At 61.7% G+C, this 12,581-nt stretch carries 12 protein-coding genes; 8 read left to right on the top strand and 4 right to left on the bottom strand.

What is annotated here, in order from left to right; translation table 11 throughout:
• Positions 1 to 11: 11 nt before the first annotated feature.
• The 3 genes from modB to WBR25_RS06345 all read left to right on the top strand — a co-directional run bounded on the left by modB (position 12) and on the right by WBR25_RS06345 (position 2,660).
• Positions 12 to 692: a molybdate ABC transporter permease subunit gene (gene modB / locus WBR25_RS06335; RefSeq protein WP_005361814.1), complete on the top strand. Its 681-nt coding sequence runs from the start codon at positions 12 to 14 to the stop codon at positions 690 to 692.
• Complete coding sequence (modC, locus tag WBR25_RS06340) at positions 689 to 1,792, top strand: molybdenum ABC transporter ATP-binding protein (RefSeq protein WP_274160341.1); 1,104 nt, start codon at positions 689 to 691, stop codon at positions 1,790 to 1,792. Before modB ends, modC begins: the two co-directional genes overlap by 4 nt.
• A gap of 91 nt (positions 1,793 to 1,883) precedes the next feature.
• Positions 1,884 to 2,660, top strand: coding sequence for an alpha/beta fold hydrolase (locus WBR25_RS06345; protein ID WP_416014117.1), 777 nt, complete (start codon positions 1,884 to 1,886; stop codon positions 2,658 to 2,660).
• Between the two features lie 70 nt (positions 2,661 to 2,730).
• On the opposite strand, the gene moeB is transcribed toward WBR25_RS06345, so the two are convergent.
• A complete protein-coding gene (gene moeB, locus WBR25_RS06350) occupies positions 2,731 to 3,486 on the bottom strand; it encodes a molybdopterin-synthase adenylyltransferase MoeB (protein WP_279486807.1) in 756 nt (251 codons plus the stop codon).
• Complete coding sequence (moeA, locus tag WBR25_RS06355) at positions 3,483 to 4,709, bottom strand: molybdopterin molybdotransferase MoeA (RefSeq protein ID WP_279487259.1); 1,227 nt, start codon at positions 4,707 to 4,709, stop codon at positions 3,483 to 3,485. Before moeA ends, moeB begins: the two co-directional genes overlap by 4 nt.
• A gap of 308 nt (positions 4,710 to 5,017) precedes the next feature.
• Between moeA and folE the strand changes: the two genes are divergently transcribed.
• Both folE and WBR25_RS06365 read left to right on the top strand, forming a co-directional pair.
• Positions 5,018 to 5,674 (top strand): GTP cyclohydrolase I FolE, encoded by a 657-nt coding sequence (folE, locus tag WBR25_RS06360; RefSeq protein ID WP_005334419.1) that lies wholly within the window; start codon positions 5,018 to 5,020, stop codon positions 5,672 to 5,674.
• Positions 5,675 to 6,085: 411 nt separating this feature from the next.
• On the top strand, positions 6,086 to 7,741 hold the full coding sequence (locus tag WBR25_RS06365; protein WP_479749578.1) for a methyl-accepting chemotaxis protein: 1,656 nt from the start codon (positions 6,086 to 6,088) through the stop codon (positions 7,739 to 7,741).
• Between the two features lie 125 nt (positions 7,742 to 7,866).
• On the opposite strand, the gene WBR25_RS06370 is transcribed toward WBR25_RS06365, so the two are convergent.
• Positions 7,867 to 9,597: a formate--tetrahydrofolate ligase gene (locus WBR25_RS06370; RefSeq protein ID WP_479749579.1), complete on the bottom strand. Its 1,731-nt coding sequence runs from the start codon at positions 9,595 to 9,597 to the stop codon at positions 7,867 to 7,869.
• Between the two features lie 67 nt (positions 9,598 to 9,664).
• Here WBR25_RS06370 and WBR25_RS06375 point away from each other — a divergent pair, with 67 nt between their 5' ends.
• Positions 9,665 to 10,093 (top strand): hypothetical protein, encoded by a 429-nt coding sequence (locus WBR25_RS06375; protein WP_335812984.1) that lies wholly within the window; start codon positions 9,665 to 9,667, stop codon positions 10,091 to 10,093.
• Between the two features lie 41 nt (positions 10,094 to 10,134).
• On the opposite strand, the gene WBR25_RS06380 is transcribed toward WBR25_RS06375, so the two are convergent.
• Positions 10,135 to 11,037 (bottom strand): LysR family transcriptional regulator, encoded by a 903-nt coding sequence (locus WBR25_RS06380; protein WP_040065176.1) that lies wholly within the window; start codon positions 11,035 to 11,037, stop codon positions 10,135 to 10,137.
• A 109-nt stretch (positions 11,038 to 11,146) separates the two neighbouring features.
• Between WBR25_RS06380 and WBR25_RS06385 the strand changes: the two genes are divergently transcribed.
• The gene (locus WBR25_RS06385) at positions 11,147 to 11,707 is read left to right on the top strand and encodes a YceI family protein (RefSeq protein WP_005334411.1); all 561 of its coding nucleotides are present in this window, start codon (positions 11,147 to 11,149) and stop codon (positions 11,705 to 11,707) included.
• The gene (locus WBR25_RS06390) at positions 11,707 to 12,444 is read left to right on the top strand and encodes a hypothetical protein (protein ID WP_479749580.1); all 738 of its coding nucleotides are present in this window, start codon (positions 11,707 to 11,709) and stop codon (positions 12,442 to 12,444) included. Before WBR25_RS06385 ends, WBR25_RS06390 begins: the two co-directional genes overlap by 1 nt.
• The last annotated feature ends 137 nt before the right edge of the window (positions 12,445 to 12,581 follow it).

The following is a 12,581-nucleotide window of genomic DNA, read 5'->3' on the forward strand; positions in this document are numbered from 1 at the left end:
GGAGGTCGGCAATGAGTGAAGGGGATCTGCTGGCGGTCTGGCTCACCCTGAAGCTTGCGGCCTGCACCACTGCGATTTTGCTGTTGCTGGCACCGCCGCTGGCCTGGTGGCTGTCGCGCAGTCAGAACCGCCTGCGGCCGCTGGTTGAGGCGCTGGTGGCGCTGCCGCTGGTGCTGCCCCCCACTGTGCTGGGTTTTTATCTGCTGCTCGCCTTCTCCCCTGAATATGGCTTCGGCGCCTGGTGGCGCGACACCTTTGGTGCCCCGCTTGCCTTCAGCTTTCTCGGCCTGCTGTTTGCCTCCATCCTCTATTCGCTGCCGTTCGTGGTGCAGCCGCTCACCTCCGCCTTCGTCAACATGGGCAACAAGGAGCTGGAAGCCGCTGCGACCCTGGGGCTCGGCCCGCTGGAGCGCTTCTTCCACATCATCTTGCCGATGACCCTGCCCAGCTTCGTGATGGCGGCGGCCCTTGGCTTTGCCCATACATTGGGGGAGTTTGGCGTGGTGCTGATGATTGGCGGCAATATCCCCGGCGAAACCCAGGTGCTCTCCATCGCCCTGTTTGATCATGTGGAGGCGATGGACTATCAGAACGCCCATATTCTGGCGGGCGGCCTGATGGCCTTCTCGCTGGTGATGCTGGTGCTGGTCTACGGGGTACTTCAGCGCAGACAGCGGAGAGTGTTTGGATGAACCAGCCAGCCACTATTTCTTCGCCAAGCAATGCCTCGTGCAGTCATGCCCTGAGCCTCCATGCCCGGCGCGAGTTTGGCCCCTTTACCCTCGATTGCGCACTGACCCTCGAACTGGGGGGGATCCTCGGCCTGTTTGGCCCCTCCGGCTGCGGCAAGAGCACCCTGCTGCGCATCATCGCCGGGCTCGATCGCCAAAACGGGGATCGCTTGCTGTGGCGCGATCGGGAGTGCGCCGCGCTGTTGCCCGAAGCGCGCCGGATCGGGTTGGTGTTTCAGGACTCGCGCCTCTTCCCTCATCTGACGGTGCTCGGCAATCTGCAACTGGCGGCCCGCAAGGGGCGAGGGCGCTGGCAGCCCGAAGCGCTGGCGGCTCGGCTCGGTTTTGCCGATCTGCTGGGGCAGCCTGCCCATGCCCTCTCTGGCGGTCAACGCCAGCGGGTAGCGCTGGGGCGGGCGCTGCTGGCCGAGCCTGATCTGTTGCTGCTCGATGAGCCTTTCTCGGCGCTCGATCGGCGCAGCCGCATCCATCAGGCCCATGTGCTCAAGGGGTTGCAGCAGGAGAGCTGCATCCCGATGATCTTCGTTAGCCACGCCATGGAGGAGGTGAGCCTGCTCTGCGATCAGCTGGTGCTGCTGGAAGGTGGCAGGGTGGAGGCGCAGGGACGGCCGAGCGAAATCTTCGCCCGTACCGACCTGTCGCTCGCCAGCCGTGACGATGCCGGGGTGATGCTGGATGCGACCCTCTCTCACTACGATGATGACGAGCAGATGGCGACCCTGCAACTCGGCGAGCAGCGGCTGCGGGTTACCATGACCCATGTGCCGGATGAGAGCGGCCCATTGCAGATCAAGGTGGCGGGGCGCGATGTGGTGATTGCTACAGCACCTATCGAGCACTCCAGTCTCTCCAACTGTCTCGTCACCCGTCTGCTGGCGGTGCGCGAGGTGCGCCCCGGCCAGACCCTGTTGCAGTTGGCGCTGGGTGAGCAGATACTGCTGGCCCGGATCACCAGCCGCTCCGCCAGGCGGCTGGCACTGGCGCCGGAGCAGCAGATCTACGCTTATATCAAGGCGGTGAGTCTGGTCAGCGAGGGTTGATTGGGCGCCGTGCTGATAACGTGGCAGGATAACCACGGGTGACATAACAACAAGAGATGGTTCAGGTGATGAGTCGAGAGGCAATACACTGATGCGCCGCAATCAGGTGATGAAATTCAACGGCCTTGCCCTGCGCAGTGCGGGGGAGGGCCCTTTGCTGTTGCTGCTGCATGGGCTGGGCTCCTCGAGCCTCGACTGGCAGGCGCAGATCGAACGGTTTTCCGAACACTACCGGGTGGTGGCGCTGGACTTGCGCGGCCACGGTCAGAGCATGCAGGAGGGGCCGTTCGATGTGGCGACCCTGGCAGCCGATGTGGTGAACTGGCTCGACGAGCAGCCGGAGCCCGCTTGGGTTGTCGGATTGTCGCTCGGGGCCATGGTGGCGCTGGAGCTGGCGCTGCAACTGCCCCACAAGGTGCAGGGGCTGGTGCTGGTCAATGGCTTTAGCGAGTTTCTGCTGGAGACCCCCAAAGAGCAGGAGCGTTATGCCCAGCGCCTCAAGTGGCTGCGCTGGTTCGGTATGCGCCCCCTCGCCTGGTGGCTGGGACGCGAGCTCTTCCCGGGCCCGGATCTGGCACAGGTGCGCCACACCTTCCGACTGCGTTTCGTGCGCAATAAAAAGAAAACCTACAAGGCGCTGCTGGAGGCACTACCCGGCTGGTCGGTGCGCGCCCGGCTAGGCTCCATCTGGCAGCCGGTGGCCATCATCTCCACCAGTCACGACTACCTGCCGCTGGCCAAACGGGTAGAGCAGTTTGCCGCCCTGCCCAACGCCACCATCCACACCCCCAACGGCCACCACGCCTGGCCTGCGGAAGATCCCTCGGGCTTTAATCACCTGTTGCAACGGATCCTCACGACCCATTGAGGAAGGGGTTGTTAGGTGCAGGTACCAAAAAGCCGAACCACAGGGTTCGGCTTTTTTGATCCCGTTTGCGTCAAGGATGGGAGCAGACGGGGCAGTCGGGGCGCTTGGGCAGCTTCATCTCGCGGAAAGTGCCGCTTAGGCTGTCGATCATCAGCAGGCGGCCGCTGTAGCTTTTGCCCATGCCTGCCAAGAGTTTGATAGCTTCCAGTGCTTGCAGGCTGCCCACCAGCCCCACCACGGGGGCGAGCACTCCCGCCTCGACACAGGTGAGGGCCTGCTCGCCAAACAGGGCGCTGAGGCAGGCGTAGCAGGGCTCATCTTCCTGCCAGGTGAAGCTGCACAGCTGTCCCTCCAGCCGGATGGCGGCGCCACTGACTAGCGGCACCCTGTGCTGGCGTGCCTTTTGATTCAGCAGGTTGCGAATGGCCAGGTTGTCGGTGCAATCGAGCACCAGCTGATGTCGGGGCAGCTGGGTATCGAGCAGCGCCTCATCGGCCACGGCAGCGTGGGTCTCCACGTTGAGCCAGGGATTGAGGGCACGCAGCGATTGCGCTGCTGAGTCCACCTTGTAGTGACCGATGCGCTCATCGTTGTGCAGCACCTGACGCTGCAGGTTGGAGAGCTCCACCTTGTCGAAATCGACCAGGGTGAGCTGGCCAACCCCGGCCACCGCCAGATACTGGCTGGCGGCGCAACCAAGGCCACCGGCGCCGATCACCAGCACACGGGCCTGCTTGAGCGCCTCCTGTCCCTCGAAGTCGAAGGATTTGAGGATGATCTGGCGGTTGTAGCGCAGCAGTTCGGCGTCGCTCAGGATCTCGCTCACAGCAGCAATCCCCCGAATGGCTCCACGGTCACCGTCTCGCCCGCGGCGACGCGGCCCCGTTCCCGTTCAAGAACGATGTAGCAGTTGGCTCGCGACAGGGAGCTGAACACGGCGGAGTCCTGCGAGCCGGTGCTGCGCACCTCGAGGCCGTTTGGCCCCTGACTCAGTATGCCGCGCTGGAAGTCGAGTCGGCCCGGGCTCTTTTTGAGTGGCTCGGCCGCAATGGCTTGCAGTTGGAGTGGCCGCTCGAAGTGTTGACCTGCGAGCTTGGCCAGCGCCGGTTGCACCAGCTGATCGAAAGTGACCATGGCGGAGACGGGGTTGCCCGGCAGGCCGAAGAACCAGGCATGGGGCAGGCGGCCGAAGGCAAATGGCTTGCCTGGTTTGATGGCGAGCTTCCAGAAGCCGATCTCGCCGAGCTCGTCCAGCAGTTGTTTGGTGAAATCCGCTTCCCCTACCGAGACGCCGCCGGTGGTGATGAGTACATCGGCCTCTTCGTCGGCGCGGATAAAGGCGGCGCGCAGCTGGGCCGGATCGTCGGGGATGATGCCAAGGTCGAGGCAGTCGCAGCCCATGCGCGCCAGCATGGCCCGCACGCCGTAGCGGTTGGAGTCATAGATATCGCCGTGGGCAAGCGGGGTACCGACCGGTTTGAGCTCGTCGCCGGTGCTGAAGATGGCCACTTTCAGCGGTCGACGCACCGCGACGGAAGCTACGCCGAGGGAGGCCAGCAGTGGCATCTCTCTTGGGGTGAGGCGAGTACCGGCTGGCAGCACGCAGGCACCCTTGCCGATATCGCTGCCGGCGCGGCGGATATTCTGGCCCGGTTCGGGCTGTGCCAGAAAAGTGATCCGATCGCCGTCGGCCTGCGTTTCTTCCTGCATCACCACCGCATCGGTGCCTGCGGGTACCGGGGCGCCGGTCATGATCCGCACGCAGTGGCCAGCGGGCCACTCGCCCTGATAGGGCTGACCGGCAAACGCTTTGCCCGCCATGATGAGCGGGGTGCCAGCAGTGAGATCCGAAAGGCGCACGGCGTAACCGTCCATAGCGGAGTTGTCGAAGGGGGGCACGGCGAGGGGAGAGGCGATGTCGCTGGCAAGAACCCGGCCAAGGGCCTCTGGCAGGGGCAGTTGCTCGCTGTCGCAGCAGCAGGCGAGTTGTTCCAGCATCCCTTGCCGGGCATCGCTTAAGGGGAGTAGTCCGCTGGTATCAAATCCCATCGTCATGACCTCTTTCTATGATTGAAGGCGGGATTATCACAAAAATCCCTGGGGATGGGCAGGTTATCTCAAGGATTCTCGGGGTAATCGGCGCTGAAACGGGGTGAGATGGCCATAAAGTATGAGGTGACGCACAAGTTGACTTGAATCTTGGCGGCAATGGCCGTTTACTATGCCGCCATAACAGATGGCCGTTACATCCCGTGTGGCGACCATTACAGCGATACCGTCGGCCCTGTACGCCGCCATAACATAAGGGGTTGCTCCTTGAGCGGCCCTCACAGTCCCTGAGCGTGGGAGAGAAGATAATGACAACCTTAAGTCCGGAAGCCTTGCTGGTCAGGGCTGCCCTCGAAGCCCAGGGACTGGAAACCCCCCTGGTCACCAACGAGCTTAACAGCCAGCAGAAGCGGGAGAAGATCGAAGGCCATATGCGCTCCATCATGGAGACGCTGGGGCTGGATCTGACCGATGACAGTCTGGCCGAGACACCGCACCGCATCGCCAAGATGTACGTCAACGAGATCTTCTCCGGCCTCGATTATTCCACCTTCCCCAAAGTGACGGTGATCGAGAACAAGATGCAGGTGGACGAGATGATCATGGTGCGGGATATCAGCCTCACCAGCACCTGCGAACACCACTTCGTCACCATCGACGGCATGGCTCATGTGGCCTATATCCCTCGGGGCAAGGTGATTGGCCTGTCGAAGATCAACCGCATCGTGCAGTTCTTCGCCCGTCGTCCCCAGGTGCAGGAGCGGCTGACCCAGCAGATCCTGCTGGCGTTGCAGACCCTGCTCGGTACCAAGGATGTGGCCATCAGCATCAAGGCGACCCACTACTGCGTCAAGGCGCGCGGAGTGATGGATTCAACCTCTTATACCACCACCACCTCCCTCGGCGGGGTGTTCAAGACCCAGCCCGATACCCGGGCCGAATTTCTGGGCGGCCTGCGCGGATAAGATGGCGGTTGTTTTGTAACCGCCTTGCTGAATAAACGAGACGCCAGCCTCCATTGCTGGCGTTTTTCATTGGTTCCGGATGAGAGTGGCGGCCTGCAACGGCTTGACCCGCGCGGCTTGCCTTATGCAAACGTTATGCATTTTTTCGATTTATTCATCTGAGCGGTATATTTAATCGAGTACGATAAATCCCTCGTTTTCACCTTACAAAAAGTAACCGGACAGACTCTTTCCGAACCGTCACAATCCGGTTACTCTAGCGCCCCCTCACGGCTCTCGCTGCCGCTCATGGAATTCAGAGATATTCATCAAGGTTGGATGGTGCGCCACTGAACAGGTGGCCAGATAGTTCATGCCAAGAGGGCGTGAACCGGACGAGTGCTACGAATTTAACGACCACCAGGATATCCCATGAATACCAGTACCATGACCATAGGCAAAAAACTCACCGCCGGCTTTGCCGTGCTCGGTTTGATGGTCGCCTTTATCGGCGGTTTTTCCCTTGTCCAGTTTGGCAACATGAATGATGTTGCCATCCGGTTTACCGACAGCATCCTGCCTGCGGTCAATCGCACAAGTGCGATCGGGGATTCTCTCGGTGAGTTGCGTCGTTATGAGCTGGGTTATTTCGTGGTGGCTGCCGAGCCGCTGAAAAGGGCTGAATATCGGAGTATTGCCAGTCAACAGCTTAACTCGATCGCGCAGCAGCTGATTGCCCATGACAAGACGATCTGGCCTGAGGATGTGGCGGAGCGCCGTACATTCGATACGGTGAAATCTGACTGGGATCGTTACGTCGCCTTGCACCAGCGAGTCAAACAGCTGCAAGACAGCGATCAGCTTGCCGAAGCCCAACGCATCTTCCTTGAGGAGGGGGTTCCCCTTTACACCGCGCTGAGCAAGTCAGTGGCCTCCCTGATCCAGATTAACCATGGTTATGCGTCTGAATCCCGCAGCGACATTGTCGACTCTTATCAATCCGCCAATCTGAGTGTCACCATCGCGTTGGTGCTCGGTTTGATCCTTGTGGTGGTGCTCTCCGTGGTATTGACCCGCCAGATCCGCGACCCGCTGATCATGCTGGCCCGTCAGGCCCAGCGTATTGCCAATGGCGATCTGGGTCAGGGCGAACTGCAGCAGTGGATCCGTGACAGCCGCTTCAACCGCGATGAACTGGGCCAGCTGGGTTCCGCCATCAACCGGATGCAGGGTTCCCTCTCCGATCTGGTGAGCGAGATCGCCGGCTCCGTGAGCCAACTCAGCAGCGCAGTGGAGGAGGTGAGCGCCATCTCCAGCCAGTCCGCCAGCGGCATGGCCATCCAGCAGAACGAAGTCTCCCAGGTGGCGACCGCCATGAACGAGATGCAGTCCACCGTCAACGAAGTGGCCCGCAACACCACGGATGCCATGAGCGCCGCCAAGGATGCCTCCCGCACCTCTGCTGCCGGCAGCGAAGTGGTACGCAGCTCCATTGCCAGCATCGAAGAGGTGTCGGTCAAGATTGAGCAGGCGGGCACAGTGGTGCAGCAGCTGGAGGCCGACAGCGCCAACATCAGCGTAGTGCTGGATGTGATCCGCGATATCGCCGGTCAGACCAACCTGCTGGCCCTTAACGCCGCCATTGAAGCGGCCCGTGCCGGTGAGCAGGGTCGTGGTTTTGCGGTCGTTGCGGATGAAGTGCGTTCATTGGCCCAGCGTACCCAGGACTCCACCGCCGAGATCAGCAAGATGATCGAACTGTTGCAGAGCCGCGCCGCCGAGGCGGGCAACGCCATGCAGCTGAGTCGTCACCAGATGCAGGAGAGCGTCGGTCTGGCGCGGGATGCCGGTACCAGTATCGAGACCATCAATGGTGCCGTGGTGCGAATCACCGACATGAACACTCTGATAGCCACTGCCACCGAAGAGCAGAATGCGGTGACCGAAGAGCTCAACCGCAGTATCGTCAACATTCACAATGCCGCTGACGAGAATGCCCAGGGCGCTCATCAGATCGCCCAGGCTTGCGTCGAGCTGAGCAAGCTGGCCAACACCCTGCACCATATGACCCAGCGCTTCACCCTCTAAGGGTTGATGCATGGATAATAGAAGGCCCCGCCAATTGGCGGGGCCTTGTTGTTTCTGGCTGGTTTGTTGATCGTAGGGTCGATTAGCGAAGCGTAATCGGCCGACGCCAGCCCCCTCATCGACCTTTAGCTAAGTCCAATGATCTCGCCATCTTCATCGATATCGATATGGCGATAAGCAGGCAGACTGCCCAGCCCCGGCATGGTCATGATGGGGCCCGCCAGCGCATAGACGAACCCGGCACCGGCGCAGAGCTTCACCTCGTCGATGGGCATCTCGAAATCGGTCGGCACCCCTTTGAGGGCTGGGTCGTGGCTGATGGAGAGCGGCGTCTTGGCCACGCAGATGGGCAAGTGATCCCATCCTTCGGCAGAGAGCTGTGCCAGCTGCTGGCGGGCTCTGTCGGAGAGCTGCACTCCGCGGCCGCCGTAGCCGCACTCCACCAGGGTCGCCAGTTTGGCGTCGAGGCTTATCTCATCGGGGTAGAGCAGTTTCACCTTGCCGGGTTGCTCGCAGGCGGCCACCACGGCGCGGGCCAGCTCGCTGGCACCGGCACCACCCTGAGTGAAGGCGTTGGATATGGCCGCGCCACAGGCACCGGCTTGCTGCGCTTCATGGGCCAGCAGCGCCAGTTCGGCCTCGCTGTCGGTGGGGAAGCGGTTGATGGCGACCACCACCGGCACCCCGTAGCGGCGGGCGTTCCGGATATGCCAGGCGAGGTTGGCGCAGCCCTGCTTGAGGGTCGGCAGATCTTCCCCTTGCAGGCTGGCTGGCAGCGGCTGGCCCGGGCGGATATCGAGCAGGCCGCTGTTGGCCTTGAGGCCGCGCACCGTGGCCACCAGCACCACGCAGGCGGGGGTAATACCGGATTGGCGGCTCTTGATGTTGAAGAACTTCTCCAGCCCCATGTCGGAGCCAAAACCCGCCTCGGTCACCACATAGTCGGTCAGGCCAAGGGCGATGCGATCGGCGATCACCGAGGAGTTGCCGTGGGCGATATTGGCAAAGGGGCCAGCGTGCACCAGCACCGGCGTCTGCTCGGTGGTTTGCATCAGGGTCGGCTGCAGCGCGTCTTTCAGCAGCACCGTCATGGCGCCCGCCACTTCCAGCTGTTCGGCGGTCACGGGATTGCCGTGCAGGTCGCGGGCCAGCTGGATGCGGCCGATGCGCTGGCGCAGGTCTTTCAGATCGCTCGCCAGCGCCAGAATGGCCATCAGCTCGGAGGCGGCGGTGATGACGAAGCGATCGCTGCGTTCCACCCCATCGGCTGCGCCACCTTGACCTATGGTGAGGTGGCGCAAGGCGCGGTCATTCATGTCGAGGGTGCGTGGCCAGAGAATGTTGTCAGCATCGATATCGAGCCGCGGCAGGCCGGTTTTGGCGGTGAACTGGTCGCCGAGTTTGCGCTCATGGAACAGGCGGGCATCGAGGGCTGCCGCCGCCAGATTGTGAGCCGCCGTCAGAGCGTGAAAATCGCCGGTGAGGTGGAGGTTCATCTCCTCCATCGGCACCACCTGGGCGTGGCCGCCACCAGCGGCCCCCCCCTTGACCCCGAATACCGGCCCGAGGCTCGGCTGGCGGATGGTTGCGATGCTGGACTGGCCGATATGGTTGAGCCCCATGGAGAGGCCAAGGGTGGTCACCGTCTTCCCTTCACCGAGCGGGGTAGGGGTGATGGCGCTCACCAGTATCAGCTTGCCGCGCTGTTTGGGCTGAGACGCGAGCAGGTCGAGGCTGAGCTTACCTTTGTAGTGGCCATGAGGGCTGAGCTGGTGCTGGGGGATGGCGAGGCGTTCGGCCAGCGCGTGGATTGAGAGACGGGGGGACTGGCGGGAGATCTCGATATCGCTTAGCATCAGCACCTCGTTGGCATATCGGGGTAAAATATGCGGCGCAGTCTAGTGGAATATAACGGGTAATCCAATGACGAAAACGATTTTATTTGGTGAGGGTGAGGTTCGTCAGAATCCTGTTCGGCTGGATCTCAACGCACTCTATCATCCCCCGAAGCAGCCGATGACGGCGCTGGGGATTGTCAGCGCGCTGGTGCCGTTGTTCGGTTTCGGCTGGCAGGCGATGACCCAGGACCCCGAAACCCAGCTGCGCCACGAGATCCGCAAACGGGTCAACAAGCACAGGACCGACGAAGCAAACCTCATTTTGATCCTGCAGCTGGCCGCCATGTTTGACTGCCCCGAGATTGAAGTGGCGCTCCCCTATGCCCTGAGTGAGCAGCAGTTGTCGGTTGTCCGCACCCGTTTGCCACGCTGGCAGTTACACCCCGAGCAGGAGCGTCTGCTAGCCAAGCTCACCCCTGTTGCCGCATCCACCACCACACCCGACCAGCGTTAGGTTTCAAGCCGGACCAGCAGGCTGTACCCTCCGCTCTGCAATCAGGTCGGCGCATCCCACTGTTGCGGGGCGAGATAGCGCTCCTGCACGAACTCGATAAAGCAGCGCACCTTGGCCGAGACGAAGCGACGGTGCGGATAGACCGCATAAAGTCCCACCTCTCCCTTGTCCCACTCCGGCAGCAGGCTGACCAGCTGTCCTGACCGCAGGGCCTCCCCCACGATAAAGGTGGGCTGCAATATGATGCCCTGATCATCACAAGCGGCGCGGGTCAGCGCCACCCCGTTGTTGGCCCGCAGCGGCCCCTGTGGCCGGATGCTCTGCTGCTCGCTTCCCCGTTTGAAGTGCCACTCCGGCTGGGTCAGGGTGTAGATCAGACAGTCGTGCTGCTTGAGATCCTCGGGCTTTTCCGGTCTGCCCTTGCGCGCCAGATAGGCGGGGCTGGCGCAAAGTTCGACCCGAATGGTGGCCAGTTGGCGCGCCACCAGCGAGGAGTCGCTGAGGTGGCCGATCCGCAGCGCCAGATCGAACCCCTCTTCCACCAGTGCCACCCGCCGGTCGCTGTACTCGATATCGAGCTTGAGATCGGGAAAGCGCTGGCGAAACAGCGGCAGGGCGGGGGAGAGGTGCAGATAGCCAAAATCCATCGGCACCGAGAGCTTGAGGGTGCCGTTGGGCTGCTGGTTGTGGTGAGTCAGCTGGCTGTGGGTCTCTTCCAGCTCCGCCAGCAGGGCGAGGGAGCGCTGGTAGTAGAACTGGCCCGCTTCGGTGGGATTGACCTGACGGGTGGTGCGCGACAGCAGCCGGGTGGCGAGGGACTCCTCCAGCTGCTGCATTAGCTTGGAGGCCATGGCGACCGAGATGCCGAGCTGGTTGGCGGCCTTGGTAAAGCTCTGGCACTCCACCACCTTGATAAAGGTGCGCATGGCGGCGATCTGGTCCATTTTCCATCCTCAGTAAATAATGAATTTAATAAATCACTGATTATTCATCTTCAGAACGAGGTTAGCATTTTAACCACTGATGTGAACCCCAAGATGAAGGAACGAACGGATGAAAATGACCAAGGCTCTGCTGGCCTCCTGCCTGTTTATGGCTACTCCTCTGATGGCGGCGGATTACGATGTGGATGCGGCGCACACCACAGTGCAGTTCAAGGTGGGTCACCTGGGCTTCTCCGAGCTGGTGGGTCGCTTCAACACCTTCAGCGGCACCTTCAGCATGGATGACGCCAACCCGGCGGCCGCCAAGGCGAGCTTTGAAGTGGATGCCGCCAGCGTCGACTCCAATCACGAGGCCCGCGACAAACACCTGCGCAGCCCGGACTTCCTCGACGTGAAACAATATCCCAAGATGACCTTCGTCAGCTCCGCTTACGAGGGCACCAAGGATAAAGGCGTGCTGAAAGGGACCCTGACCCTGCACGGCGTCTCCAAGGAAGTGGCCTTCGATCTGGTCAAAATTGGCGAAGGCAAGGATCCCTGGGGCGGCTACCGCAGCGGTTTCAACGCCTCCACCACCATCAAGCGCAGTGACTTTGGCGTGAGCTACATGCTGCCCGGCATTCCGGACGAGATGAACATCAACCTGTTTGTCGAAGGCGTGCGCAAGTAATGGGCGCGGAACTTCTGCTGCAAACCCTGGCGGCTCCTCTGGGAGCCGCTTTGCTATCGTGGCGCTGGCCGCGACTGGGTTATCTGTGGGGCGCGCTGGCGCTCTGGCTGGTGGGCTCCTTGCTCGGCGGTCTCTATGGTATTCCGGCCAAGGCGTGGCAGTGGCTGCCACTAACCCTGCTGGTCCCCGTCATCGCGGCTCAGGTGAGCGATCAACGCGGCTCGCTGCTGCTCTTTGCGGTGTTCAGTGCGCTGGTGTGGTGGCAGGGATTGGCATCGGTACTGGCGAGCGAACCCGGGATCTGGCTGGCGCTACTGCCCGCCATCCTCTGGTTTGGCTGGAGCACCTTGCGCGGTGACAGCCGCGAGGGGCTCGGGTTTGCCCTCGGCTTTATCTGGCTGGCGCTGGTGATCGGCATCGATGGTAGCCTGCTGATTGCCCAGCTGGCCGGTGCGCTGGCCGCTTTCGCCGGCTTTCGCGCCCTGCTTGCCACCTTTGTTGGCATCAAGGTAGCACCCGCCGGTCTGGCGCTGGCCCTCGCCTTCGTCCAGATGCTGGCCTGGCAATATGTGGAGGTGCCGCTGGTGGTGTTGCTGCCGGTCTGGTTGCTGCCGCTGCTGGAGTGGGCGTTGCGTGACAAACCGTGGCCAGTGCGTTGGGGTGGGCTGATCCTGCTTGCTGCCGCGGGAACCGGGCTCAGCCTATGGTGGGTGTGGCCTGCTGCTTCTTTGTACTGATTTTTGCATGAAAAACAGACAATTACAGTCATTTTTGCATACTCGCTCATACTCTTGGCAGATAATGATTGAGCCCCATATGTGTTTCAGATAAAAAGGATTTTCATTTTATTTGGACACACACAGAACCCGGCCGC

The organism is Aeromonas sp. MTB (assembly GCF_056632455.1).

What these genes read in the sequence shown, in the direction of transcription:
- modB (WP_005361814.1), top strand. Translation starts at nt 12, where the DNA reads ATGAGTGAAGGGGATCTGCTGGCGGTCTGGCTCACCCTGAAGCTTGCG.
- modC (WP_274160341.1), top strand. Translation starts at nt 689, where the DNA reads ATGAACCAGCCAGCCACTATTTCTTCGCCAAGCAATGCCTCGTGCAGT.
- WBR25_RS06345 (WP_416014117.1), top strand. Translation starts at nt 1,884, where the DNA reads ATGCGCCGCAATCAGGTGATGAAATTCAACGGCCTTGCCCTGCGCAGT.
- moeA (WP_279487259.1), bottom strand. Translation starts at nt 4,709, where the DNA reads ATGGGATTTGATACCAGCGGACTACTCCCCTTAAGCGATGCCCGGCAA.
- folE (WP_005334419.1), top strand. Translation starts at nt 5,018, where the DNA reads ATGACAACCTTAAGTCCGGAAGCCTTGCTGGTCAGGGCTGCCCTCGAA.
- WBR25_RS06365 (WP_479749578.1), top strand. Translation starts at nt 6,086, where the DNA reads ATGAATACCAGTACCATGACCATAGGCAAAAAACTCACCGCCGGCTTT.
- WBR25_RS06370 (WP_479749579.1), bottom strand. Translation starts at nt 9,597, where the DNA reads ATGCTAAGCGATATCGAGATCTCCCGCCAGTCCCCCCGTCTCTCAATC.
- WBR25_RS06375 (WP_335812984.1), top strand. Translation starts at nt 9,665, where the DNA reads ATGACGAAAACGATTTTATTTGGTGAGGGTGAGGTTCGTCAGAATCCT.
- WBR25_RS06380 (WP_040065176.1), bottom strand. Translation starts at nt 11,037, where the DNA reads ATGGACCAGATCGCCGCCATGCGCACCTTTATCAAGGTGGTGGAGTGC.
- WBR25_RS06385 (WP_005334411.1), top strand. Translation starts at nt 11,147, where the DNA reads ATGAAAATGACCAAGGCTCTGCTGGCCTCCTGCCTGTTTATGGCTACT.
- WBR25_RS06390 (WP_479749580.1), top strand. Translation starts at nt 11,707, where the DNA reads ATGGGCGCGGAACTTCTGCTGCAAACCCTGGCGGCTCCTCTGGGAGCC.